The following is a 22787-nucleotide window of genomic DNA, read 5'->3' on the forward strand; positions in this document are numbered from 1 at the left end:
ACTCCGTTCGGGCTGAGCCTGTCGAAGCCCTGTCCTTCCTTGAAGACAAAAACGGCCCTTCGACAAGCTCAGGGCGAACGGGTTTCGCGACCGTCAGAGTTCCTTCGACAGCTTCTTGATGTCGATGTTCAAAATCTGGTCATTCTCCGAATAATCTACCGGGCAATCGATCAGGTGCACACCGGGAGTATCGCGCGTATGCGCAAGAAGTTCCTTGAGGTGCGCCGCGCTTTCGACGCGGTGGCCGTGCGCGCCATAGCTTTCGGCATATTTCACGAAATCGGGGTTGCCATAGGTCAGGCCCCAATCCTTGAACCCCATATTCGCCTGTTTCCAGCGGATCATGCCATAGCTTGAATCGTTGAGGATCAGCACGGTCAGGTTGAGCCCCAAGCGGACCGCGGTCTCCATCTCCTGACTGTTCATCATGAAACCGCCGTCGCCGCAGATCGCCATGACCTTGCGGTCGGGGTAGACCATCGCCGACATCATCGCGCTGGGCAGGCCTGCGCCCATCGTCGCGAGCGCATTGTCGAGCAGCACGGTGTTCGGGCGGTAGGCGGTGTAGCCGCGCGCGAACCAGATCTTGTAGACGCCATTGTCGAGGCAGATGATGCCGTCGTCGGGCATCGCGTCGCGGACCTGCTGCACCAGATGCGGCGGAAAGATCGGGAAGCGCGTGTCGGCGGCGAGCGGGGCGGTATGCTCGACCTCGGCTTTGCGATAAGCGAGCATATGGTCGAACGACCATCCGCCGTTCGGCACGATATCCTCCTTCATCTGCCAGATCGCATTGGCAATATCGCCAATGACCTCGATGCCGGGGAAATAGACCGGATCGACCTCGGCGGTCTTGGTGGACACATGGATAACGGTGGGCCCGCCGCGCTGCATGAAGAAGGGCGGCTTTTCAATCACATCGTGACCGATGTTGACAATGCAGTCCGACGCCTCGACCGCGCGGTGCACGAAATCTCCGGATGACAGCGCCGCGCACCCGAGGAATTTCGGATGCCGCTCGTCGATCACGCCCTTGCCGAGCTGGGTGGTCAGAAAGGGGATGCCGGTCTTTTCGATGAACTGCAGCAGCATCCGGCTGGTCATCGTGCGGTTCGCGCCCGCGCCGATTACCAGTACCGGCGCCTTCGCACTTTCGAGCGCCTTCACCGCCTCGCGGATCGATTTGACGTCGGCGGTGGGGCGGCGGGAATGGCTGCGCTTCAGCGGCAGGCTTTCGGTATGTTCGTCGGCGATATCCTCGGGCAGTTCGATATGCACCGCGCCGGGTTTTTCTTCCTCCGCGAGGCGGAAAGCCTCGCGCACGCGGCTCGGGATATTGTCCGACGAGGCCATCTGGTGCGTATATTTGGTGATCGGCCCCATCATCGCGACGACGTCGAGGATCTGGAACCGGCCCTGCTTCGATTTCTTGATCGGCTTCTGCCCGGTGATCATCATCATCGGCATGCCGCCAAGCTGGGCATAGGCGGCAGCGGTGACGAAATTGGTCGCGCCGGGCCCCAGTGTCGCAAGGCACACGCCGGTCTTGCCGGTGTGACGGCCATAGGTCGCGGCCATGAAGCCCGCCCCCTGCTCATGGCGGGTCAGGATCAGCTTGATTTTTTTCGAACGCGACAGGCTGTCGAGAAAGTCGAGATTTTCCTCGCCCGGAACGCCGAAGATATATTCGACGCCTTCTTCTTCCAGACATTCGATGAACAGGTCAGATGCTTTTTTCACGGTCACTCGCCCCCTTCAGCAGCGCACCCCAAATCGGTGCGGCCCAAGCCCGTGCCGGCGACCATCGGCCCGTCAATCGGCGTAGCGAGTCCCGTCGTGGGGCTGCGAGTCCCTGCGGCGCCGGCGGCAATGTGTAACCGGCAGCGAAGGGGTTGTCACCAGCGCTCAAGCACATCCAAAAGTGATTGAATTGCTCTTGTTGGTCACATCCCTTCGTGGCAATCGGCGCCTGTAAGTTTTTAAGGGGGATATTGTGGGGCGTTTTGCAAATTATCTTGCGGTTACTGGGTTGGTCATTCTTGCCCCCTATCCCGCCCAAGCGGAGACGCTGTCGAACGACACCATCGTATTGCTCCACAATGCCGGCATCAGCGACGAGGCGATCATCGCAAAGATCGCGAATGAGGATGCGGAATTTGATACATCCACCGATGCGTTGATCCAACTTAGTGGCAAGGGCATTACCGGATCGGTAATCGCGGCGATGATTGAACGGAATGCCGCGAAGGCGCCGCCACCTTCGTCACTGTCGCTCGACTCGCCTGATCCGATGATACCTCACCCTGCTGGGTTGTATATTCTTCAAAGTGATGCCGCGCCCCGGATGCACAGGATCGACTACACGGTCTCAAATCAAGCGAAGACAGGTGGCATTTTTGGGTATGCGCTTACCGGGGGCATCGCGTCCATGAGCATAAAGGTTGCGATCGCTAACGAAAGCGCGCGGACCATCACCCCTTCGAAACGGCCCATCTTCTACTTCTTTTTTGACGAGTCCAATCCGGCCACAGCCAGTAATGTCAGTCCGTGGGCGGGCGCCACGGTGGCCGCTGCGGCGTCGCCTAACGAATTTTCTCTGATCGGGCTGATGCCAAAGAAGGGGCGACGTGAGGCAAGGGTCGGAAGCATGAATATCGGTGGCAGCAAAATGGGGGTAATGGACAAGGATCGTCTGTCTTTCGATTATGATCTGGTTCGTCCGGGCGTCTATAAAGTTACGCCGACAGTCGACCTTTCTCCCGGAGAATATGGGTTCATCCAAGCGATGCCTGGTGCTGCGGTCGGTGGTGCAATGACAGCTCGTGTGTTTGATTTCACGGTTAAATGATGTTGCTTTTCCCTATTTTTTTTGATGCTCGCGGGAACCGGAGACCAGTTACCAGTAGATTTGGCGATCGAGGGTGAACGCAAGGTAGGGGGCGTAAAAAAGGCTTGGTTTGCGTTCCGGCGGGAGCCCTTAAGGCGCGCGACATCGCGCTTCCGTCTCGACGCAATGTGGCTGAGCGTGTTGGCACGGATGACGCCCTCCCTAGCATTGTCAGTATCGAGGCAAGCGTGTGCACGGCGTACATGGGCATTGGGAAGGCGCCAAAATCCCAACTTAGAATCCAGGTAGAATGGAGTTCCGCATCGGGGTCGTTGTGCGAAAAGTCGTGGGAAGGCGAAGCCAAAATCAAAGGGCGAGATTTGCGCGATGATCCAACCGTTATGCTTGAGGCAATAGACGTATCGTTCAAGCGGTGGGCAGCGGGGCGAGCGAGCTCTCCGGACTGCTCAGGCTAGCGCCCCCCCTCCGCTACGCTCATTCTATGTCGAACAACCCCGCCAATTGTTCGACCATCGTGCCGCCCAATTGCTCGGCATCCATGATCGTGACCGCGCGGCTGTAATAGCGCGTTACGTCGTGGCCGATGCCGATCGCGCACAGCTCGACCGGCGATTTCTTTTCGATCCAATCGATCACCTGGCGCAGATGCTGGTCGAGATAGGCGCCATGATTGACCGACAGCGTGCTGTCGTCGACCGGCGCGCCGTCGCTGATCACCATCAGAATGCGGCGTTCTTCGGGCCGATTGACGATGCGGGCGTGCGCCCACATCAGCGCTTCGCCGTCGATATTCTCTTTCAGCAACCCCTCGCGCATCATCAGGCCGAGCGACTTGCGCGCGCGGCGATAGGGTTCGTCGGCGGGCTTGTAGATAATGTGCCGCAGGTCGTTGAGGCGGCCGGGGTGCGGTGGGCGTCCCGCGGCGAGCCAGTCCTCGCGGCTCTGCCCGCCCTTCCACGTCCGCGTCGTGAAGCCCAGAATCTCGGTCTTCACGCCGCAGCGTTCGAGCGTGCGGGCCAGAATATCGGCGCTGATCGCCGCAATGCTGATCGGCCGCCCGCGCATCGACCCGCTATTGTCGAGGAGCAGCGTGACGACGGTATCGCGAAAATCGGTATCGCGCTCGATCTTGTAGGACAGCGAATGGCCCGGCGACACGACGATGCGGGCAAGACGCGAGGCGTCGAGCTGGCCTTCCTCCTGATCGAAATCCCAGGCGCGGTTCTGCTGCGCCATCAGGCGGCGCTGCAACCGGTTGGCGAGCTTCGTCACCGCGCCCTGCAGATGCGTCATCTGCTGGTCGAGATAGGCGCGCAGCCGCGTCAATTCCTCTTCGTCGCACAATTCGGTGGCGGCGACGATCTCGTCATGCTTCTCGGTGAAGCGGACATAGTTGAAATCGGGAACGTCGGTGGGCAGGCGGTTGGGCCGCACGGGCAACATGCCCTCGTCGCCTTCGCCGCCCATCTCCGGCTCGCCGTCGGCTTCCATTTCCTGCGCGTCGGGATCGCTTTCGCCATCGTCGGCCTGATCGCCCGACATTTCGGCGCGCGCGTCGACCTGACTCTCGCCGGTGCCGCCGTCCTCGCTTTCCTGTTCTTCCTGGCTCTCTTCGGCTTCGGTCTGATCGTCCTCGCCGCCGTCCTCGGCGCCTTCCTCCAGCGGGTCGTCGGCCTGCATCAGGTCGAGGTGGCGCAGCGCCAGCCGCGCGGTTTCGGCAAAGGCGGCTTGATCGTCGATCAACATCGCGAGCGCGGTCAGGTCGGCGCCGGCGTCCTGGCTGATCCACTCGCGCACCAGCGACAGCCCGGTTTCGGTGCCCTGCGGCGCCTGTTCGCCGGTCAGCGCCTCGCGCAGCATCAGTTCGAGCGCGCTCGATATCGGGACTTCGCCGCGATCCTGCGCGCGGCTGATCGGGTCGCTGCGCATCCGCATGGCCAGGCTGGCGCGCAGATTGGCGCGCATACCCGCCATGCTGCGGGCGCCCAGCGCCTCGACCCGCGCGCGCTCCATCGCATCGAAGGCCGCGGCGGCGAGCGGTTCGACCGGTCGCGCTGCGGCATGCACCGTGTCGCTATGATGCTTCATGCGCAGCGCATAGCTGTCGGCAAAGCCGCGCGCCTCGGCCACCTGATCGGGCGGAAGGGTGCGCGACGGGGTCGGCACCTTGATCTGCTTGCCGATCTGTACCGGCGCGTCAGCGGTGAAACCCACCTCGACCTCGGCATCGCGCGTCACGGCGCGCGCTACACTCGACAGCGCGGTCTTGAAATCGTCGAGGGGAGACTGGCCGGACATCGAATCGGCTCTAACGGGCTTTCACCGACGAAGGAAGAGCATCGGCTCTAATCCGTGTCGCCATCGGGGAGACGGTTGCAAATCGTCTCGTCGAGCCGGCTCGGCACCTGTGGATCGGGGGCGAGGCGAAAGACATGGGCGAGATGCGTGGGCGTGCGTTCGGGCCGGCTGCGCTTGTCGCGGATCATGTCGACAAAATCCATACAGGCGAGCGCGCTGCGCAGGAAATCGCTGTGCCCCGTCGATCCGCGCGAAATGTCGGTGGTGTCGACGATCGTCAGGCCCGGAATGGCGGCGGCGTAGCAGCGTTCGGGCAGGCCCTTTGCGCGCAGATCGGCCGCCTCGAACGGATCGAAGCAATAGGGAGAGCCGAGCCGCGGATAGCCGTGCAGCGCGCGCGATGCGGCCAGCGCCTTGTCGCTGCGCGACACATAGGCGGTGATGCGTCGGTCGCGCGCGACCCGCGCGGTGGCGAGTACGTCGTTCGCAATGTCGCGCTCGAACGTCTCGCGGTCGAAATCGGGCGAGGCGAGGATGATGTTGGAAATGTTGCTGCTGTCCGCGCTCGGCGCCGTCCGGTCGACATAGGCGATTGCGGGTATCACCAACCGCGCGCCGAGCGAGTGCGAAACGACGACGATTTCCTTTACCCACGGACGCTCGGCCAGCGCCTTCAGGAACAGGCGGAAATTGCGCACGTCATGATACATGTTGGTTTCGTCGACGGCATAGCTCAGCAGCTTGCCCTGCGACGGCCAGCTATATTCGACGATCGGCCCGTCGAATCCCGTCATCCGCGCGATCTGCGCCGCATCCTTCGACGTCGTTTCGAACGTCTCGCGATAACCATGGACATAAAGGAGGACGCGGCCTTGGCGGCGATCGGTTTCGGCCTGCAGACCCGCCCACCAGTCGCCCGCCTCCTGAAACGCAAGCGGGGTCAGAAAGCGCGTCTTGCCGTCGACCTTTCTGTCGTGCGGCGCGGCGAAGCGGCCATAGCGGATGCGGTCGCCGCGATTGTTGGTCAGCCGGATGTCGGGCGTCCGGCAATCGGGAAGGCGGCTCGTGACGAAGAAGAGCGGCAACGCCGCGGTATCGACCTCCGCCCCGGCCTGCGCGGTGCAGCGTGCGTCGGCGACATAGGCCGAATGCGGAACCTTGCCATAATCGACCGCGGTCGCGCATCCTGCAAGCGGGAAGGCGAGAGCGAAAGCGAACAGGCGCTTGGGGAGGCGGGGCATGCGCGGGAATCGCCGGATCATGGCGGCGACGCTGGCAGAGCGCAGCGGGCTTTGGAAGCGCGAAGTGCGGCTTCAGGCTGTATTGATGAATTAATACACGTTGTTATAGTGGCTCCGCTGCGCGCGGTTGGCCGTGCAGCGACAGGGAAGGAAAATCATGTTCGCACTTGCCGCGCTGATGCTCGCTGCAACCGCCGCGCCCGCGGCTCCCGCCTATGAGCCGAGCTTCGACCCGAGCCGGCTCAAGCAGACTGTCGCGGGCGAGCCGGGGCAGGCGCTCGTGCTCGGATCGCCGCACCTGTCTGGCTTTCCCAAGGATTTCGATGCCAAAGCCCTCGACCCGCTGCTGGCCAGGCTCGCCGCGTGGCAGCCGCAGATCGTCACCATCGAAGGGCTCTCGGGCCCCGATTGCGAGATGCTGCTGCGCTACAAGCCGATCTATCCCGGCGTGTATGACGATTATTGCTGGAGCCCCGAACCTGCGCGCGCGGCGACGGGGCTCGACGTTCCGGCAGCGACGGTCGAGGCGGAGCGGCTCCTCGCCGACTGGCCCGCCGAGCCCACCGCGGCGCAGCGCCGGCATCTCGCCGCGGTTTTCCTGGCCGGCGGCGAGCAGGCATCGGCGCTGGTCCAATGGCTGCGCTTGCCCGCGACCGAACGGCGCGCGGGCGACGGGCTCGATGCGGTGCTGGCCGAACGGCTGACGATGCTGACGACGCGTCGCAACGAAAATTTCCTGATCGGCGCGGCGCTCGCCGCGCGGCTGGGGCTCGAGCGTGTCTATTCGGTCGACGATCACAGCGCCGATGCGGCGACCAATCGCGTCTCGGGTGAAGCGGGTTATGGCGAAGCGATCCAGCGCGCTTGGGACAATCCGGTGACCGCGAAGCGCAGCGCTATCGACGCCGACCTCAGAAAGCGGCTCGACGGTGACGGCGTGCTCGCCCTCTATCGCGCCTACAACAGCCCGGAGGCGACGCGGATGGCGTTCGACAGCGATTTCGGTGCCGCGCTCGCCGAGCCGTCGCCGCAGCATTACGGCCGCTACTACACCGGCTGGTGGGAAACGCGGAACCTGCGCATGGTCGCCAATATCCGCGCCGCGATGGCGGCGCAGCCCGGTGCGCGTGCGCTCGTCATCGTCGGCGCGTCGCACAAGGGCTATTTCGAAGCCTATCTGCACATGATGCACGACATCCGGCTCGTCGATGCCGAGGCGGTGCTGCGCTGAACGGGAGGGGAAAGGCGCGCGCTCTCTCGCCTTATTTGCCGACGACGCCTTCGGGCAGGTCTTCGCCGAACACGCGCTGATAATATTCGGCGACGATCATCCGTTCGGCCTCGTCGCACTTGTTGAGGAACGACAGACGGAAGGCGAAGCCCAGGCTGTGGAAGATCGCCGCATTCTGGGCCCAGCTGATGACGGTGCGCGGCGACATGACAGTCGAGATATCGCCGTTGACGAAGCCCTGACGCGTCAGATCCGCAACCTTCACCATATTGGCGACGGTGGCATCGTCGGTACCCGGCACCTTCTTCAGGATGATCTCGCTCTCGGTCGCCGCGGGCAGATAGTTCAGCGTCACAACGATGTTCCAGCGGTCCATCTGGCCCTGGTTGATCTGCTGCGTGCCGTGATAGAGCCCGCTCGTGTCGCCCAGCCCGACGGTGTTCGCGGTGGCGAACAGGCGGAAGTGCGGGTTCGGGCGGATGACGCGGTTCTGATCGAGCAGCGTCAGCTTGCCTTCGGCTTCCAGCACGCGCTGGATCACGAACATTACGTCGGGCCGCCCCGCGTCATATTCGTCGAAGACGAGCGCGGTCGGCGTCTGCAACGCCCAAGGGAGCAGGCCTTCGCGGAATTCGGTCACCTGCTTGCCGTCGCGCAGCACGATCGCATCGCGCCCGACAAGGTCGAGGCGGCTGATATGCGCGTCGAGGTTGATACGGATGCACGGCCATTTCAGCCGCGCCGCCACCTGTTCGATATGCGTCGATTTGCCGGTGCCGTGATAGCCCTGCACCATGACGCGGCGGTTATATTTGAAGCCCGCGAGGATCGCGAGCGTGGTGTCGCCGTCGAAGACATAGGAGGGGTCGAGGTCGGGAACCCGCTCGTCGGATTCGCTGAACGCCGGCACCTTCATGTCGATGTCGACCCCGAACAGCTCGCGCGCATCGACCTCGGTATCGGGCGCTGCCAGCAGCGTCGAACCATGATGGTCGGGAAGGCTGTTCGGAATATCGGTCATGATCGCGTCCATCAGTTTCATGCTCGTCATGCTGAACTTGTTTCAGCATCCATTCGGCGCACCGTCTGAAATGGAGCGCTGAATGGACCCTGAACCAAGTTCAGGGTGACGGGGAAGAGGAGTCGGCGGGGTACCGCCGACCTTGGGAGCGCGGTATCGCGATGGGTTGCCCCATGCAACGCCTTATTCAGAACAGATCAAGCGCCTTCATCACCGCCGACTGGTCGTAATAGGGGCGCTCGCAGACGATCCGGTCGCTGCCGGGGGCGAATTCGAAACTCGCCGCCATGCGAATGCGAAACGCCTTGCCCGTCGGCTCGACGGTTCGTAGCCCCAGCTTCAGCGGGCCGAGGTGCGTGCCGGTCAGCCAGAATTCGACGAGCACCGTGTCGGTCGCTGCGTCGGCGGCGATCGCGATGATCTCGTTCGCCTGATCGGGAAAGGGTTCGCGCGACGCGGCGAAATAGGATCGCACTGCGGCCTCGCCGTCAAAGACGGTGCCGGGGCCGAGCAGTTCGTAACGTGGATGATCGAATGTCGCGATCACTCCGTCCCAGTCGTGGGTGATCTCCAGCGCCATATGGCGTTTCACCGTTTCGATCCGCGCCGCGTCGAGTTCGCTCATCCGTGCCTCTCCTATGCAAATGGCCTGGCCTTGCGCAGCAATTGATAGGCCGCGACGACTTCGCCCAGCCGCACCTCATGGCTGCGGTCGCCGCCGTTGCGGTCGGGGTGATATTTGCGCACCAGCTCGCTGTAGCGGCGGCGCAGCGCCGCGCGGTCGGCATCGGTGGCGAGCCCCATCAGCTGCAGCGCGCGATGCTCCTCGCGGGTGAAGCGCGGGTCGGCGGCTTCGCGCCGCGCCTCGTCCATGCGCTGGCGAAAGCGCGCGCCGAGAGCATCCATCGGATCCTTGAAATCGGCCCAGCGCGGCGGCAGGTCGGCGCTGCCGGCAGCGCGAAAGGTGCGGCTTTCGGTCTCCCAACCCGCGGTCGGCGACTGCGCGGCCATGATCTGGTCGGCGTTCATGCCCTCGAAATAATTATAGCCCGCGTTGAATTCGCGAACATGGTCGAGGCACAGCCAGCGATAGGGTGGCGGTCCGTCGGGCGAGCGGTGCGGCGAAGCGGGGGCGCGAAATTCGCCGGGCTCTTGGCAGCCGGGAACCGCGCAAGGGGCCTCACGCGGAACGCGGCCGTGGAATCGGGGGGAGCGGGGGCTTGTCATGCTGGGTATCTGCTCCCAACATGGAGGCATGACGCAAAAAGGTCCAGCCCAACGCGAAATGGAAACGCTGCTCGCCGCGGCTTTCCCCGACGCCGATTTCACCCTGAATAACGACAGCGCGGCGCATCACGGCCACGCCGGCGATGACGGCAGCGGCGAATCGCATTTCAGCCTGACGATCCGATGGGCGGGCTTCGCGGGCCAGACCCGCGTCGCGCGCCAGCGGGCAGTAAACAAGGCGCTCGGCGACATGCCGGGCAACCGCGTTCACGCGCTGGCGATCCGGGCGCTCGCGCCGGGCGAATGAGGCGCGGATGACCGAGCATCGCATCTATCGGATGAGCTTCGCGAAGGTTTACCCGCTGCTGGTCACCAAGGCCGAACGCAAGGGACGAACGAAGGCCGAGGTGGATCAGGTTATCGGTTGGCTCACCGGCTACTGCCAGCAGGAGCTCGAGGCTTTGCTCGCGGCCGGCACCGATTACGCCGGCTTTATCGCGGGCGCGCCGGCGATGAATGCGGCACGCACGCAGATTCGCGGCGTCATCTGCGGCGTGCGTATCGAAGAAATCGACGATCCGCTGATGCGCGAGATACGCTATCTCGACAAGCTGATCGACGAACTGGCGAAGGGCAAGGCGATGGACAAGATATTGCGGGCGCCCGCGCCATGACGATCGGCAAGGTCAACCTCGCCGCAGCCTTTGCGACCTTCCACGATCACTGGAACCCGCGTGTCGCCGGCGACATCAATGATTTTCAGGTCAGGCTGGTCAAATTCGAAGGCAAGTTCGACTGGCATCACCATGAAACGGAAGATGAATTGTTTCTGGTGGTGCAGGGCCGGATGAAGATGGGCCTGCGTAGCGGCGACGTGATCGTCGGGCCGGGCGAATTCATCATCGTGCCGCACGGAACCGAACATTGCCCCGAGGCGCTGGACGGCGAGTGCCATGTGCTGCTGCTCGAACCGGGATCGACGCGCAACACCGGCACGGTCGAAACCGACAAGACGCGCAACAGGCTGGAAAGGATCGGCTGATGTTCACCGTCATTACCCCCTCGACCCATGACATCGGGGCTTTCGATGTGCGGCGCACGCTGCCGAACAAGGAGCGGACGATGGTCGGCCCCTTCATCTTCGTCGATCAGTTCGGACCGGCGCATTTCGACATCGGGCAGGGGATGGACGTGCGCCCGCATCCGCACATCAACCTCGCCACCGTCACCTATTTGTTCGAAGGCGCGATCGACCATCGCGACAGTCTTGGTACGTGGGCGACGATCCGGCCGGGCGCGTGCAACCTGATGACCGCCGGGCGCGGCATCGTCCATTCGGAGCGCACGCCCGCGGCCGAACGCGCGACCGGATCGCCGATCTCGGGCATGCAGACGTGGCTGGCGCTGCCCGACGGCAAAGAAGAGATCGACCCGGCGTTCGAACATGTCGCCAAGGAAGATCTGCCGCTGATTGAGGACGGCAAGGTGTCGGCACGCGTGATCATGGGGACGCTATGGGGCGCGACATCGCCGATCACCCAGCACGCCGCGACCATCTATGCTGACATATTGATGGCGGCGGGAGCCAGCCTGCCGATTGAGGCGGAGGCCGATGAGCGGGCGGTGCTGGTCGCGATGGGCGACGCGACCCTCGATGGCGAAGCGCTCGACCGTTACAGCCTCTATATATTGAAGCCGGGGCAGGCGATGACGCTGCGCGCCGCCACCGACGCGCGCGTGATGCTGCTCGGCGGCGAAGCCTTCCGCACCCCGCGGCACCTGTGGTGGAATTTCGTCAGCTCTTCGCGCGACCGGATCAATCAGGCGAAGCACGACTGGAAGGACGGCAATTTCCCGCTGGTCGCGGGCGACAGCGAAGAATTCATCCCGCTGCCCGACGCGCCCAAGACGCCGGGCTATCCGTGATCGATTGCGAGCTTGCAGGGCCTACCTTTCGCGGGTCGCGCCGAACGACTTTCTTCACCGTCATCTCGGACTTGATCTGGGATCCATTCACGCAGCGTCGGAACAATGGATCCCGGATCAAGTCCGGGATGACGAAAGGCGAATAGGCTCGCCTACCACACTCCGTTCACCCTTCTACAAGCTCAGGGTGAGCGGGTGGGGAAGTGGCAATGTCCGCATTCGATCCCAAAGCCGCCGTCAGCGCAGCCGTTCCAATATCCTTGCAAACAGCCAGTCCGCGTCGCCGCCCGCGAAGCTGTGCGACGCGCTGTCGAGACGCTTGACCGGGATGTTTGCGGGCCGGCAATGCGCGATGAATGCCTGCGCGGTGCGGTCGCCGGTCGCGAGCAGGATCGTCGCGGGGCAAGCCAGCGCGGTCATCGCCGCGTCGAGGCGCGCGGCGAGGCTGTCGGGTGCGGCGGCTTGCGGCGTCCGTTTCATCGCCGACAGGCCGCGGACCAGTTTGCCGATATCGATCTCGCCCTTCAGCAGGCGCAGCAGGCTTTTCGGATCCTTGATCCGCGCCAGATAGCGTGCGCGGATCGCCGAGGCTGGCGGCAGCGCCGGCTGTTCGCCTGCATCCGATTCCGCATCATCATAAGTCCACGGATTGGCGAGGATCAGACCGTCGAGTGGGAGCGGCTGGTGCAGCAGCAGCGCGCTCGCGGCATCGCAATTGCCGAAGGCAATGATGCGGGTGACGTGCGGCGCGGCCGTGCGAAACGCGGCGATCGCGGCGGCGATGTCGGGGCCGCTGTGCATATAGCCGCCATTCTCGCCTTCGCTGTCGCCGATCCCGCGGCGATCGAAGCGAAAGGCCGGGTGACCCGCCGCCGCGATCCGCTGTGCCAGCATCGCCATGCCGCGATGCGCGCCGCTGCGAATCTCGTTGCCGCCCGACACGATCAGCAGCCCGGTCGTGCCCGGCGCATCGTCGAAGCTTGCGGCCAGCGCCGCGCCTTCGCAGAGGAAGGTCAGCTGATGCCGCATGTCCGGCTCCATGCGGCGATGTCGGCCGCCATCGCGTCAGCCATGGCGGCGTCTTCGCCCGGTTCGGCGCGCAGCCACAGCGGCGTGCCGGCAATCGCTTCGTCGCCGCTGCCCAGCGCCACAGTGCGCAGCGGCGTGACCGCCTGCGGCTCGCTTGTCGCGAGGGACGCGACCATCGCCGGCGACAAGCAATTGCCGGCGAGCAGCAAGGGCTCGCTTTTCGCCTGTTCCTGAAGGCTGTCGAGCGAAGATGTCACGCCCGCCTCGCGATCGGCGCTGACGCGCGCACGCAGCAGGGTGCGGAGCAGCGAGCTGCCGCCGACGGGCGCCAGCCGCCACCATGCGGCGGCCGCGGCCTGATGGTCGATCAGCGCGCCGCCGCGCAGCGCGGCGATAATGATCGGCCCCTCTATTTCACCGGCCGTCTCGGCAAAGGCGCTCTGCCACCGGTTCAAATCGACATCGGCGAGCGCGACGGGGCTTTCATTCTGGCCCGGCAGGTCGGGAAGCACGGCGGCGAAACCTTGCGCCGCCAAGGCGCGCATCGCGCGTACGATAGTGCGGCGGCTGCGGTTCGCTTCCTCGAACAAGGGGGCCGCGACCAGGATCGTCGCGCGGGGCGTGCCGACGGGCGCGATGCGAAGCCTATGCTCGTCCATTCGCCCCTCGCATGTCGGTCAGCCCTGAACCTTGCGTTCGGCGAAGCGCAGCAGATTGCCATAGGTTTCGAAGATTTCGCCGTCGACGTCGTCATCGTCGATCAGGATGCCGAGACGGTCCTCCATCTCGGTCAGCACGGTTGCGACGGCCATGGAATCGAATTCGGGCAGTTCGCCGAACAGGCCGCTGTCTTCGGTCAGCGCTGCCGCGCGTTCGGCGCCAAGGCCGAGGACGTCGGCGAGCAGGGCGCGAAGGGTGGCGTCGACTTTATGGACTTCGGTCATGGGTCTTTCCTGAGCAGCGAACGGGCAAAGGCCTTCAATGCCGGTCCCCATGCCGCGATGCGCCCGCGATTGAAAGCCTCCAATCGCCACAAGGGCTCGTGCCGGTTCATCCAGTCGCGCTTGTAGGCGTCGTTGCCCGTCCCGAAATCGATACGGCGCACGCCATCGACCGCGATGACATGGCGAAACAGAGCCGCCGAAAGCAGGGTGCCGGGCGATGCCTTCAGACTGTCCTCGACATGCGCGAGCTTGTGGATGAAGGCGGTGCCGTCCTCCACCGTCCAATATTGCGCCGCCACCGCTTCGCCGTCGATCCGCGCCAGCCCCATGCGAAAGGTGCCGCGCGCGCTTTCTTCTTCGGCAAAGGCGCGGAGCAGAGCGGGGTTGCCCTCTTCGGGCTTCCAGCTCGCGGCGTAGATATGCTCATAGGCCGCCCAGGCATCGGCGTCGAATGCGGTCAGAATCTCGATCGCGACAATATTCTTTTTCGCCTTGCGCTGGACCGTGCTGCGCAGCGCGCCGGGGCGGGTGGCCCACCAGCCGTCATGATCGAGCCCCGTCAGGTCGAGCCAGTGGCGATCGCCCGCCGGCACCGCGCGCACCCACCATCCGGCGGCGCGCATCGCGGTTGCGATGCTGTCCTTTTCGGCATCGGGCACGGGATAGATCGTCAGGCGTGCGGCCTCGGCGCGGGCGCGTGCGAACAGGTCGCGCAGCGCCGCCATATGGTCGCCCTGGCCGGTATAAAGCGGGCGGATCGCAAAGCTGTACCAGTTGGCAAGCCCGGAAACCGCGCCCGATTTTTCACGCCGAAGCGGTAGCCACGCCGCGGTTTCGCCTGCGGAGCCCACCGCATCGATTCGGCCTTCTCCGGCAAATCCGTGCGCGGCGAGCAGGTCGAACCATTGGGGACGGTCGAACGGCGAAGCATGGCCCATGCCGCGTGCTGCGGCGGGCAGCTTGGCATCATTAGCGTGATGTTCACCGTTCCCATCCATGGTGCGGCGCTCTATCACCACTGTCCTAACAGCCGATGACCAAAGCCGAAAACCCGCCCTCATACCCCCTCGACCATCTCGCGCTGCGCGGCGCGGCCGATGCGCCTGCGCTGCTCATCGGCGACGCGCCGATGTCGTTTGCCGATCTCGATGCGGGTGTCGGCCGGCTGGCGGCATGGCTGCGCGCCGCGGGCGCCCGGCCCGGCGACCGGGTGGCGAGCTGGAGCGCGAAGACGCGCGCCGCCTGCCTGATGCCGCTCGCCGCGGCGCGCGCCGGGCTGATCCATGTGCCGGTCAATCCGCTGCTGAAGGCGCCGCAGGTCGCGCATATTCTGGTCGACAGCGGCGCAGCGCTGTTGCTTACCAATCGCGCGCGGGCCGACATGCTGGGCGACGGCCTTCCCGGCGGCTGTGCGCTGCGCGATCTGACTGCGGTCGAGGCGGCGATCGACGGCCATCCGGAGCGCTTGCCCCCTTCGGCGGGCGATCCCGGCGATCTGGTCGCCATTCTCTATACCAGCGGATCGACCGGGCGGCCCAAGGGCGTGATGCTCAACCACGCCAATCTGTGGCTTGGTGCCGAGAGTGTCGCGACCTATCTGGCGCTTGGCGCCGATGATCGCGTGCTGGCGGTGCTGCCTTTCAGCTTCGATTATGGCCAGAACCAGCTTCTTTCGGCCTGGTATGCAGGTGCGGCGGTGGCGCCGCTCGATTATCTGGCGCCGCGCGATGTGGTGAAGGCGGTGGCGCGGCACGGCGCGACGACGCTTGCCGGGGTGCCTCCCTTATGGGTGCAACTGGTCGAGGTCGATTGGCCGGTGGATGTCGCCGCATCGCTGCGCCGCCTGACCAACAGCGGCGGCGCACTGACGCCGTCGCTGATCGACGCGATGCGCGCGACTTTTGTCGAGGCCGACATTTATCCGATGTACGGCCTGACCGAAGCGTTCCGGTCGACCTGGCTCGACCCGGCGCTCGTCGCCGCGCATCCAACCTCGATGGGCCGTGCGATTCCGCACGCCGAAATCCTCGTCTGCCGACCCGATGGCAGCATCACCGCCGATGGCGAAGCGGGCGAGCTCGTCCATTGCGGGCCGCTCGTCGCGCAGGGCTATTGGCGCGACGCCGAACGCACCGCCGAGCGTTTCCGCGCGGCGCCTGCCGCATCGGCGTGGGGCGGCATCGCCGTGTGGTCGGGCGACACGGTGCGCCGCGATGGTGACGGCCTGCTCTATTTCGTCGGCCGCGACGATGCGATGATCAAGACCGCGGGCAACCGCGTCAGCCCGACCGAGGTCGAGGATGCCGCCGTTGCCACCGGCATGGTCTATGAAGCCGTCGCCTTCGGCGTGCCCGACGCGCGGCTGGGCGCTGCGATCCAGTTGATCGTGCGCGGCAAGGCCGATGCGGACCGCGAGGCGTTCGCCGCCGAACTGCGCCGGACGCTCCCCAACTTCATGCAGCCCAAGGCAGTCGAGTGGCGCGAGGCGTTGCCGCGCAATCCCAATGGCAAGCTCGACCGCGTCGCGATCGCGGCCGAATGGGGTGAAGGGGTGGCGGCATGAAGCCGCACGGCCCGATCCTGCCCGGCTTTGCTGCCGACGCCGACGGCATGCTGCGCATAGGGGGCCGGCGTGCCGATGCCCTCGCCGAGGCGGCGGGCGACACGCCGCTCTTTGTCTATGACCGCGCGATGCTGACCGCGCGCGCCGCCGAATGGCGCGCCGCAATGCCCCGTGAGGTGCAGCTCCATTATGCGATGAAGGCCAATCCCTTCGCGCCGCTACTCGCGCATATGGCGACCATCGTCGACGGGTTCGACGTGGCATCCGGCGGGGAATTGGCGTTGGCGCTGGCGAGCGGCATGGCGGCCGAACACATCAGCTTCGCTGGCCCCGGCAAGCGCGACCGCGAACTGGAAGCGGCGATTGTAGCGGGCGCGACGCTCAATCTCGAATCGGCGGGGGAGGGGGCACGGGCGCTGGCCATTGCCGACCGTATCGGGACGCGGCCTCGGCTCGCAGTGCGCGTCAATCCCGATTTCGACCTCAAGGGATCGGGCATGAAAATGGGCGGCGGCGCCAAGCCGTTCGGGGTCGATGCCGACGCGGTGCCGGCGCTGGTCCGCACGCTGATCGATGCCGGCGCCGATTGGCGCGGCTTTCATATTTTCGCAGGATCGCAGGCACTTGATGCCGATGCGATCGCCGATACGCAGGCGCAGACGGTCGCGCTCGCGGCGCGGCTTGCAGAGGCGGTCGGCGCCACGCCGCCGCTCGTCAACCTGGGCGGCGGCATGGGGGTTCCCTATTTCCCCGGCGACCGCGCGGTCGACGCTGCGACGGTCGGGGCGCGGCTCGCCGAAACGCTCGGCGCGCGAGGCGCCGCGCTGGCAGAGAGCGGCTTTGCGATGGAACTCGGCCGCTGGCTCGTCGCCGAGGCCGGGGTCTATCTCATGCGCGTCGTCGACCGGAAAGTCAGCCACGGCGAAACTTTCCTCGTCACCGACGGAGGACTGCATCACCAGCTCGCCGCGAGCGGCAATTTCGGGACGGTGATCCGGCGCAACTATCCGATCGCGGTTGCCGGCCGGTTCGGCCGCGAGGCCGTCGAAACCGTGTCAGTCGTCGGCTGTCTGTGCACCCCGCTCGACCGGCTGGGCGATCAGGTTGGCTTGCCGCGCGCCGATGTCGGCGATCTGATCGCGCTGTTCCAGGCGGGCGCCTATGGCGCCTCGGCGAGCCCCGCTGCATTCCTCGGACAGGGGCCGGCGCTCGAGATGCTCGTCTGAACCTTACCGAACGCGGTTAAATTTTGTGCCGAAGCGGCACAATGTGCGACAAGCGCGGACACAACTTATCCCAATACTAACGGTATGTTCACCCTTTTCCAGCATGGCTGACCCTGACGCATTGGCTGTTGCTGCGGGGATTGGCGCCGCGGCGGCACCCGTCCGCTCGAAAGGTGAATTGAACATGACGTCCTTCCCCTCGCTTCGCGCCGCCCGCGCCGCGCTGATTTCCGGCATCGCCGCGACCGCGCTGACCGGGTGCATGGGGGCCGGCACCACCGCGCCGCAGCTTCCCAGCGCCAATTTCGTCGCGAACCAGGAAGGGCCCGGCGAGGAATATATCATCGGGCCGCTCGACGAGCTGCAGATCTTCGTGTGGCGCAACCCCGAACTCGGCGGCAAGGTGCAGGTGCGTCCCGATGGCCGGATCACCACGCCGCTGATCACCGACATGCCCGCGGTCGGCAAGACGCCGACGATGCTCCAGCAGGACATCAAGCTCGCGCTCAGCCAATATATCACCGACCCCATCGTCAGCGTGATCGTCACCAGCTTCAACAGCACCTTCTCGCAGCAGGTGCGCGTCGTCGGCGCCACCGAAAAGCCGGCGTCGATTCCGTATCGCGCGAACATGACCGTGCTCGACGCGATGATCGCGGTCGGCGGTCTCGGCGACTATGCCGCTGGCAACAAGGCGCGACTCGTCCGCTTCGACAAGGGCAGCGGCAAGCAGCATGAATATGGGCTTCGCCTCAACGACCTGATCAAGCGCGGCGACATCAAGGCGAACGTCAAGCTTCAGCCGGGCGACGTCATCATCATCCCCGAAAGCATGTTCTGACGGCGTTTGCGCGCCCCCGACCGCCACTGCCCAGCAAGGACTGACGACAAGCGATGAACGGCCTTTACGACGAATTCCGGGTTGCGGTGCACAGCGTCTGGACGCGGCGCTGGCTCGTGCTCGCGGTCGCCTGGGGCATTTGCATCCTGGGCTGGCTGGCGATCGCGTCGATCCCGAACCGCTATGACAGCCGCGCGCGCCTGCTCGTCGATGTGAACCAGATCCTGCCCGACGATGCGCAGGGCGGATCGTTCGGCGGGCGCCAGCAGATCGACCAGATTCGCGAAACGCTGACCAGCGCGCGCAATCTGGAGAAGGTCGCGACGACCACCGGCCTGATCCCGGCGGGTGCGGGCGAGCGCGAGAAAGCGGGCGCGGTCGCGATGCTGCAAAAGAATATCAAGATCGTGCCGCAGCAGGACAATATCTTCGAAATCACGTCGAGCGTCGGCATCGGCAGCCTGTCGGACGCCGACAATGCCAAGCTGGCGAGCGGTGTGCTTGACAGCCTGATCACCGTCTTTCGCGACGATCAGTTGCGCGGGGGCCGCGTCGATGCACGCGAGGGGCTGAAATTCCTCGATTCGCAGATCGCTGACCGCGAAAAATCGCTGCGCGAGATCGAGGGGCGGCGCGCCGCGTTCGAGGCGCAGAATATCGGCCTGATTCCGGGCGGCGCCGGATCGCCCGCCCAGCGCGTCGATGCGGCGCGCGCCGAACTCAGCCAGATCGAAACACAACTGGTTGCGGCGCAGGCGGCGCTGGCGGCCGCGAACGGCCAGCTCGCCTCGACCCCCGCGACGGTGCCGGGCGCAGGCGGTGTCGGCGGCGGCGTCGCGCGGCAGCAGCTTGCGGGCGCGCAGAACGAGCTTGCATCGATGCGCGCACGCGGGCTGACCGACGCGCACCCCGATGTGATCGCGCTCAAGAGCCAGATCGCCTCGCTCAAGGCGCAGGCCGACCGCGAAGGCAATGGCGGTGGCGGCGGGATGCAGAACCCCGCCTATTCGTCGCTGGCCGCGATGCGCGCCGAGCGTCAGGCCACCGTCAGCGCGCTGTCGGCGCGCAAGGCGCAGCTCACTGGCGACATCGCGCGCATCACCTCGCAGCAGATCCAGAACCCGGGCATTGCCGCGGAATATGACCGGATCAACGGCGAATATACGGCGCAGAAGGCACAGTATGACAAGCTGCTCGCGCAGCGCGAACAGGTGCGGCTGCGCGGCGACGTGCAGACCGAAACCGACGCGATCCGGATCGAGTTGCTCGATCCGCCGTCGAAGCCGACCAGCCCTGCGGCGCCCAATCGCCCGCTGTTCCTGACGCTCGTCCTGCTCGCCGGGATTGGCGGCGGCATCGGCGCGGCTTTCGGCCTGGCGCAGGTGCGCACAAGCTATGCTACCGCCGCGAAGCTCGAGCGCGCGAGCGGACTTCCCGTCATCGGATCGATCACCGAGGTCGTGACGCCCGACCGGCACGTCGAGCGGCGCAAGCGGCTTGTCTGGCTTGCCAGCGGGGGCGCGGCGCTCGTCGGCCTCTATGCGCTGCTGCTGGTCGCCGAATTCGTCCAGCGTGGCATGGTCGCGTGAGCGAGGAAAAGGACATGAACGACCAACGCCCCGTCAAGCGCCAGCCCTCGCTGCTCGAACGCGCGGCCGACATGTTCGGCCTCGATCCCGCGAAGCATGCCCCGACGATCGACGTGTCGCAGCTTCCGCCCGAACCCGAGCGCAAGGGGAAGAGGGCAAAGCCTGCCGCCGAAGCGCCGCAGCCCGAAATCCTGCCGCCCGAAGCGCCGGTACCGGCGGTCGAGACCACGTCCGCGCCCGCGGCAAAGGCATCGCCGCGCAAGGAGGTGGCGCGCGCCGCCCCGGCGATCGCCGCCAACCGGCAGGGCAAGATCGATCGCGAGCGGCTCGCGGCGCGCGGGATGGTGGTACCTGGCGCGCCTGTCACCGGCATCGCCGAAGAATATCGTATCGTGAAGCGCGAGATCATTCGCAACTTCGCGGGCACCGCCAACCGTCCCGTCGTGCCGCGCGGTCACCGCGTACTGATCGCATCGGCCAATCCGGGCGAGGGTAAGACCTTTACCGCGGTCAATCTGGCGCTCAGCCTTGCGGTCGAGGCCGATCATGACGTGCTGCTCATCGATGCCGACATTGCCAAACCCAGCGTCCTCGAAACGCTGGGGCTGCCCGATGGGCCGGGCCTGATGGACGCGCTCGCCGATCCGCACTTGCCGCTCGGCGACTGCCTGATCCAGACCGATATTCCGGGACTGAAGGTCATGCCTGCTGGAACGCAGCATATGCACGACACCGAACTGCTGGCATCGGCCCGAACCGAGACGCTGCTCGCGCAGCTCGAACAGGGTGCGCCGGGGCGGATCATCATCCTCGATTCACCGCCGGTTCTCGCCGCATCGCCGGCCGCGGTGCTCGCGGGGCATGTCGGCCAGCTCATCATCGTGGTGCGCGCCGATCAGACGCTCGAATCCTCGCTGCGAGATGCGGTCGGGCTGATGGGCGGTTGCCCGCATATCCAGCTGCTCCTCAACGGGGTGAAATTCTCGCCGGGCGGCCGCCGCTTCGGCACCTATTACGGACAGGGAGGCGCGTCATGATGCGCGACCGGACTTATTTGCGCGGCGTGGCCGCAATCGCGGCGTTGTTGCTCGCCGGCACGGCGACGGGCGCGCAGGCCCAATGGTCGCAGGACAGCGGTTCCGGTTCGGGCTCGGGCTCGGGCTCGGGCGCAAGCAATGCTGCCCCGGCTTCGGGTGCGGCGTCCGGCGAAAGCGACCGCAAGGGCGGCAAGCGCGCCGAGAAGCAGAAGAAGCGCCGCCAGGTCGAGGTCAGCCCCTATCTCGAGATCGGCCAGGTACTCACTGCCGAGCTCAAGAATGGCGGCGACGTGCTCACCTACACGACCGTAGCGGCCGGGGTCGATGCGGTGATCGCGACGCGCCGCGCCGAGGCGGCAGCCACGATTCGCTACGAACATCGCTTTGGGGAATCGGGCGGTCTTGGAGATGCCGACGTGCTCAGCGGTCTCGCGCGGGCGCGCCTCGAACTGATGCAGGGCTTCAATATCGAAGGCGGCGCGCTTGCGACCCGTGCGCGCGCCGACGGTCGGGGCGCCGATAGCGGCCTGTTCATCGGCGGCGCGAACAATGTCGCCAATCTCTATTCCATCTATGCCGGTCCGACGCTGACCAAGCGCATCGGCAACCTCGACTTCGGAGCCGGCTATCGTTTCGGTTATACGAAGGTCGACATCGATACGCCCGCGGTGCTCGCACCGGGCGTTCCGGTCGGCGATGCCTATGACAGCTCGACCAACCATGTCGCTTGGGCCAGCCTCGGCCAGCGTCCGGGCGATCTGCCCTTCGGCTGGCAGGTTTCGGGCGGCTATGAGCGCGAGGATAGCAATCAGCTCGACCAGCGGTTCGAGGGCAAAGATGCCCGCGCGGACGTTACGGTGCCGATCAGCCCCAGCGTCGCCTTGCTGGGCGGCGTGGGCTATGAAAAGGTCCAGATTAGCCAGCGCGATCCGCTGCTCGACACCAATGGGGTGCCGGTGCGCGATTCGAACGGCCGTTTTGTCACCGACACGTCGCAGCCCCGACAGCTCTCGTTCGACACCGACGGGCTGATCTGGGATGCAGGCGTGATGTGGCGCCCGAGCCCGCGCACCTCACTGACCGCACGCGTCGGCCGCCGCTATGGCGACACGGTCTATACCGGCAGCTTCGCCTATCGTCCCGACGACAGGACGCTGTTCCAGCTTGGCGTGTATGACGGACTTTCGAGCTTCGGGCGCGGGCTGACCACAGGGCTGTCGGCGCTGCCGACGCAGTTCGACCCGACGCGCAACCCGATCAGCGGCGATGTGAACGCCTGCGTCTTCGGGCAGCAGAGTGGCGGATGCCTTGCCCCGCAGCTTGCCAATACGACAACCGCGCAGTTCCGCAGCAGCGGCGTGCAGGCGATCCTGTCGTCGCGCTATGGCCGCTGGAGCTATGGTGTCGGTGCGGGATACGACCGCCGCAAGCTGCTGGTGCCGACCGGATCGGTACTCGGCGCGATCAACGGCACGGTGGACGAGGCCTATTATCTTTTCGTCTCCGCCGGGCGCCAGCTCGATTCCTCGTCGGACCTCAGCATTTCGGGCTACCTCAACTATTTCGACAATGGTTCGCCTGGCGCGTCCGACGTCCAGTCGGCCGGTATCTCGGCGGCCTATTCGCGGCGCTTCTGGCGCGGCCTGACCGGAACGGCGGCGGCGGGACTCAACGCCTTCGACCAAGATGGCTTCAACAGCCAGCTTATCGGATCGGCGCTCGTCGGCCTGCGTTACAACTTCTGATCCAGCACAACGGGATTATTG

22 protein-coding genes are annotated in these 22787 nt (G+C 65.5%); 12 read left to right on the forward strand and 10 right to left on the reverse strand.

The window, feature by feature from the left end; genetic code table 11:
* Nucleotides 1-93 precede the first annotated feature (93 nt).
* A complete protein-coding gene (locus tag MU856_RS02195) occupies nucleotides 94-1740 on the reverse strand; it encodes an acetolactate synthase large subunit (RefSeq protein WP_202988252.1) in 1647 nt (548 codons plus the stop codon).
* A 253-nt stretch (nucleotides 1741-1993) separates the two neighbouring features.
* Between MU856_RS02195 and MU856_RS02200 the strand changes: the two genes are divergently transcribed.
* Nucleotides 1994-2848, forward strand: coding sequence for a hypothetical protein (locus tag MU856_RS02200; RefSeq protein WP_238929647.1), 855 nt, complete (start codon nucleotides 1994-1996; stop codon nucleotides 2846-2848).
* Nucleotides 2849-3322: 474 nt separating this feature from the next.
* Here the strand turns inward: MU856_RS02200 and cobT are convergent, their stop codons facing one another.
* Both cobT and MU856_RS02210 read right to left on the reverse strand, forming a co-directional pair.
* Nucleotides 3323-5146, reverse strand: coding sequence for a cobaltochelatase subunit CobT (gene cobT, locus MU856_RS02205; protein ID WP_062901967.1), 1824 nt, complete (start codon nucleotides 5144-5146; stop codon nucleotides 3323-3325).
* Nucleotides 5147-5193: 47 nt separating this feature from the next.
* The gene (locus MU856_RS02210; protein ID WP_263588278.1) at nucleotides 5194-6387 is read right to left on the reverse strand and encodes an alpha/beta hydrolase; all 1194 of its coding nucleotides are present in this window, start codon (nucleotides 6385-6387) and stop codon (nucleotides 5194-5196) included.
* A 154-nt stretch (nucleotides 6388-6541) separates the two neighbouring features.
* Here MU856_RS02210 and MU856_RS02215 point away from each other — a divergent pair, with 154 nt between their 5' ends.
* Nucleotides 6542-7618 (forward strand): DUF5694 domain-containing protein, encoded by a 1077-nt coding sequence (locus MU856_RS02215; RefSeq protein WP_234179720.1) that lies wholly within the window; start codon nucleotides 6542-6544, stop codon nucleotides 7616-7618.
* Nucleotides 7619-7649: 31 nt separating this feature from the next.
* Here MU856_RS02215 and cobS read toward each other — a convergent pair whose 3' ends face one another.
* The 3 genes from cobS to MU856_RS02230 all read right to left on the reverse strand — a co-directional run bounded on the left by cobS (nucleotide 7650) and on the right by MU856_RS02230 (nucleotide 9866).
* Entirely contained in the window at nucleotides 7650-8639 is a 990-nt protein-coding gene (gene cobS, locus MU856_RS02220; protein ID WP_003049013.1) for a cobaltochelatase subunit CobS, read from the reverse strand.
* A 187-nt stretch (nucleotides 8640-8826) separates the two neighbouring features.
* The gene (locus MU856_RS02225) at nucleotides 8827-9264 is read right to left on the reverse strand and encodes a nuclear transport factor 2 family protein (RefSeq protein WP_003049016.1); all 438 of its coding nucleotides are present in this window, start codon (nucleotides 9262-9264) and stop codon (nucleotides 8827-8829) included.
* A gap of 11 nt (nucleotides 9265-9275) precedes the next feature.
* Entirely contained in the window at nucleotides 9276-9866 is a 591-nt protein-coding gene (locus MU856_RS02230) for a DnaJ domain-containing protein (RefSeq protein ID WP_003049017.1), read from the reverse strand.
* Nucleotides 9867-9924: 58 nt separating this feature from the next.
* On the opposite strand from MU856_RS02230, the gene MU856_RS02235 reads away from it, so the two are divergent.
* Genes MU856_RS02235 through MU856_RS02250 form a run of 4 tightly spaced genes read left to right on the forward strand, consistent with a single transcriptional unit; the run spans nucleotide 9925 to nucleotide 11792 of the window.
* Complete coding sequence (locus MU856_RS02235; RefSeq protein WP_062901970.1) at nucleotides 9925-10173, forward strand: BolA family protein; 249 nt, start codon at nucleotides 9925-9927, stop codon at nucleotides 10171-10173.
* Nucleotides 10174-10180: 7 nt separating this feature from the next.
* Complete coding sequence (locus MU856_RS02240) at nucleotides 10181-10540, forward strand: DUF2200 domain-containing protein (RefSeq protein WP_062901971.1); 360 nt, start codon at nucleotides 10181-10183, stop codon at nucleotides 10538-10540.
* On the forward strand, nucleotides 10537-10908 hold the full coding sequence (locus MU856_RS02245; RefSeq protein WP_263588279.1) for a cupin domain-containing protein: 372 nt from the start codon (nucleotides 10537-10539) through the stop codon (nucleotides 10906-10908). Before MU856_RS02240 ends, MU856_RS02245 begins: the two co-directional genes overlap by 4 nt.
* The gene (locus MU856_RS02250) at nucleotides 10908-11792 is read left to right on the forward strand and encodes a pirin family protein (RefSeq protein ID WP_058812839.1); all 885 of its coding nucleotides are present in this window, start codon (nucleotides 10908-10910) and stop codon (nucleotides 11790-11792) included. Before MU856_RS02245 ends, MU856_RS02250 begins: the two co-directional genes overlap by 1 nt.
* Nucleotides 11793-12029: 237 nt before the next feature.
* Here MU856_RS02250 and MU856_RS02255 read toward each other — a convergent pair whose 3' ends face one another.
* From MU856_RS02255 to MU856_RS02270, 4 genes are read right to left on the reverse strand one after another with little or no spacing between them, the layout of a single operon-like run.
* Nucleotides 12030-12821: a hydrolase 1, exosortase A system-associated gene (locus tag MU856_RS02255; RefSeq protein ID WP_062901972.1), complete on the reverse strand. Its 792-nt coding sequence runs from the start codon at nucleotides 12819-12821 to the stop codon at nucleotides 12030-12032.
* Nucleotides 12806-13480, reverse strand: coding sequence for a hypothetical protein (locus MU856_RS02260; protein ID WP_263588280.1), 675 nt, complete (start codon nucleotides 13478-13480; stop codon nucleotides 12806-12808). The genes MU856_RS02255 and MU856_RS02260 overlap by 16 nt, the downstream gene beginning before the upstream one ends.
* Before the next feature lie 18 nt (nucleotides 13481-13498).
* The gene (locus MU856_RS02265; protein ID WP_062901974.1) at nucleotides 13499-13765 is read right to left on the reverse strand and encodes an acyl carrier protein; all 267 of its coding nucleotides are present in this window, start codon (nucleotides 13763-13765) and stop codon (nucleotides 13499-13501) included.
* On the reverse strand, nucleotides 13762-14763 hold the full coding sequence (locus MU856_RS02270; RefSeq protein ID WP_062901975.1) for a GNAT family N-acetyltransferase: 1002 nt from the start codon (nucleotides 14761-14763) through the stop codon (nucleotides 13762-13764). Before MU856_RS02270 ends, MU856_RS02265 begins: the two co-directional genes overlap by 4 nt.
* Before the next feature lie 35 nt (nucleotides 14764-14798).
* Between MU856_RS02270 and MU856_RS02275 the strand changes: the two genes are divergently transcribed.
* The 6 genes from MU856_RS02275 to MU856_RS02300 all read left to right on the forward strand — a co-directional run bounded on the left by MU856_RS02275 (nucleotide 14799) and on the right by MU856_RS02300 (nucleotide 22766).
* Nucleotides 14799-16328: an acyl-CoA ligase (AMP-forming), exosortase A system-associated gene (locus tag MU856_RS02275; RefSeq protein ID WP_263588281.1), complete on the forward strand. Its 1530-nt coding sequence runs from the start codon at nucleotides 14799-14801 to the stop codon at nucleotides 16326-16328.
* Nucleotides 16325-17554, forward strand: coding sequence for a pyridoxal-dependent decarboxylase, exosortase A system-associated (locus MU856_RS02280; protein WP_263588282.1), 1230 nt, complete (start codon nucleotides 16325-16327; stop codon nucleotides 17552-17554). Before MU856_RS02275 ends, MU856_RS02280 begins: the two co-directional genes overlap by 4 nt.
* Before the next feature lie 184 nt (nucleotides 17555-17738).
* Nucleotides 17739-18395, forward strand: coding sequence for an XrtA/PEP-CTERM system exopolysaccharide export protein (locus MU856_RS02285; protein WP_058812850.1), 657 nt, complete (start codon nucleotides 17739-17741; stop codon nucleotides 18393-18395).
* A gap of 53 nt (nucleotides 18396-18448) precedes the next feature.
* Nucleotides 18449-19984 carry an XrtA system polysaccharide chain length determinant gene (locus MU856_RS02290; protein ID WP_062901978.1) on the forward strand — a complete coding sequence of 512 codons (1536 nt, stop codon included), beginning with the start codon at nucleotides 18449-18451 and terminating at the stop codon, nucleotides 19982-19984.
* A gap of 14 nt (nucleotides 19985-19998) precedes the next feature.
* Complete coding sequence (locus MU856_RS02295) at nucleotides 19999-21021, forward strand: AAA family ATPase (protein ID WP_062903139.1); 1023 nt, start codon at nucleotides 19999-20001, stop codon at nucleotides 21019-21021.
* Nucleotides 21018-22766 carry a hypothetical protein gene (locus MU856_RS02300; protein WP_263588283.1) on the forward strand — a complete coding sequence of 583 codons (1749 nt, stop codon included), beginning with the start codon at nucleotides 21018-21020 and terminating at the stop codon, nucleotides 22764-22766. The genes MU856_RS02295 and MU856_RS02300 overlap by 4 nt, the downstream gene beginning before the upstream one ends.
* The last annotated feature ends 21 nt before the right edge of the window (nucleotides 22767-22787 follow it).

Source organism: Sphingopyxis sp. GC21 (genome assembly GCF_025727575.1).
GTDB lineage: Bacteria > Pseudomonadota > Alphaproteobacteria > Sphingomonadales > Sphingomonadaceae > Sphingopyxis > Sphingopyxis terrae_A.

Coding starts and splice junctions, on each gene's coding strand:
- cobT (WP_062901967.1), bottom strand. CDS start 5,146: ATGTCCGGCCAGTCTCCCCTCGACGATTTCAAGACCGCGCTGTCGAGT.
- MU856_RS02210 (WP_263588278.1), bottom strand. CDS start 6,387: ATGCCCCGCCTCCCCAAGCGCCTGTTCGCTTTCGCTCTCGCCTTCCCG.
- cobS (WP_003049013.1), bottom strand. CDS start 8,639: ATGACCGATATTCCGAACAGCCTTCCCGACCATCATGGTTCGACGCTG.
- MU856_RS02225 (WP_003049016.1), bottom strand. CDS start 9,264: ATGAGCGAACTCGACGCGGCGCGGATCGAAACGGTGAAACGCCATATG.
- MU856_RS02230 (WP_003049017.1), bottom strand. CDS start 9,866: ATGACAAGCCCCCGCTCCCCCCGATTCCACGGCCGCGTTCCGCGTGAG.
- MU856_RS02235 (WP_062901970.1), top strand. CDS start 9,925: ATGGAAACGCTGCTCGCCGCGGCTTTCCCCGACGCCGATTTCACCCTG.
- MU856_RS02240 (WP_062901971.1), top strand. CDS start 10,181: ATGACCGAGCATCGCATCTATCGGATGAGCTTCGCGAAGGTTTACCCG.
- MU856_RS02245 (WP_263588279.1), top strand. CDS start 10,537: ATGACGATCGGCAAGGTCAACCTCGCCGCAGCCTTTGCGACCTTCCAC.
- MU856_RS02250 (WP_058812839.1), top strand. CDS start 10,908: ATGTTCACCGTCATTACCCCCTCGACCCATGACATCGGGGCTTTCGAT.
- MU856_RS02255 (WP_062901972.1), bottom strand. CDS start 12,821: ATGCGGCATCAGCTGACCTTCCTCTGCGAAGGCGCGGCGCTGGCCGCA.
- MU856_RS02260 (WP_263588280.1), bottom strand. CDS start 13,480: ATGGACGAGCATAGGCTTCGCATCGCGCCCGTCGGCACGCCCCGCGCG.
- MU856_RS02265 (WP_062901974.1), bottom strand. CDS start 13,765: ATGACCGAAGTCCATAAAGTCGACGCCACCCTTCGCGCCCTGCTCGCC.
- MU856_RS02270 (WP_062901975.1), bottom strand. CDS start 14,763: ATGGATGGGAACGGTGAACATCACGCTAATGATGCCAAGCTGCCCGCC.
- MU856_RS02275 (WP_263588281.1), top strand. CDS start 14,799: ATGACCAAAGCCGAAAACCCGCCCTCATACCCCCTCGACCATCTCGCG.
- MU856_RS02280 (WP_263588282.1), top strand. CDS start 16,325: ATGAAGCCGCACGGCCCGATCCTGCCCGGCTTTGCTGCCGACGCCGAC.
- MU856_RS02285 (WP_058812850.1), top strand. CDS start 17,739: ATGACGTCCTTCCCCTCGCTTCGCGCCGCCCGCGCCGCGCTGATTTCC.
- MU856_RS02290 (WP_062901978.1), top strand. CDS start 18,449: ATGAACGGCCTTTACGACGAATTCCGGGTTGCGGTGCACAGCGTCTGG.
- MU856_RS02295 (WP_062903139.1), top strand. CDS start 19,999: ATGAACGACCAACGCCCCGTCAAGCGCCAGCCCTCGCTGCTCGAACGC.
- MU856_RS02300 (WP_263588283.1), top strand. CDS start 21,018: ATGATGCGCGACCGGACTTATTTGCGCGGCGTGGCCGCAATCGCGGCG.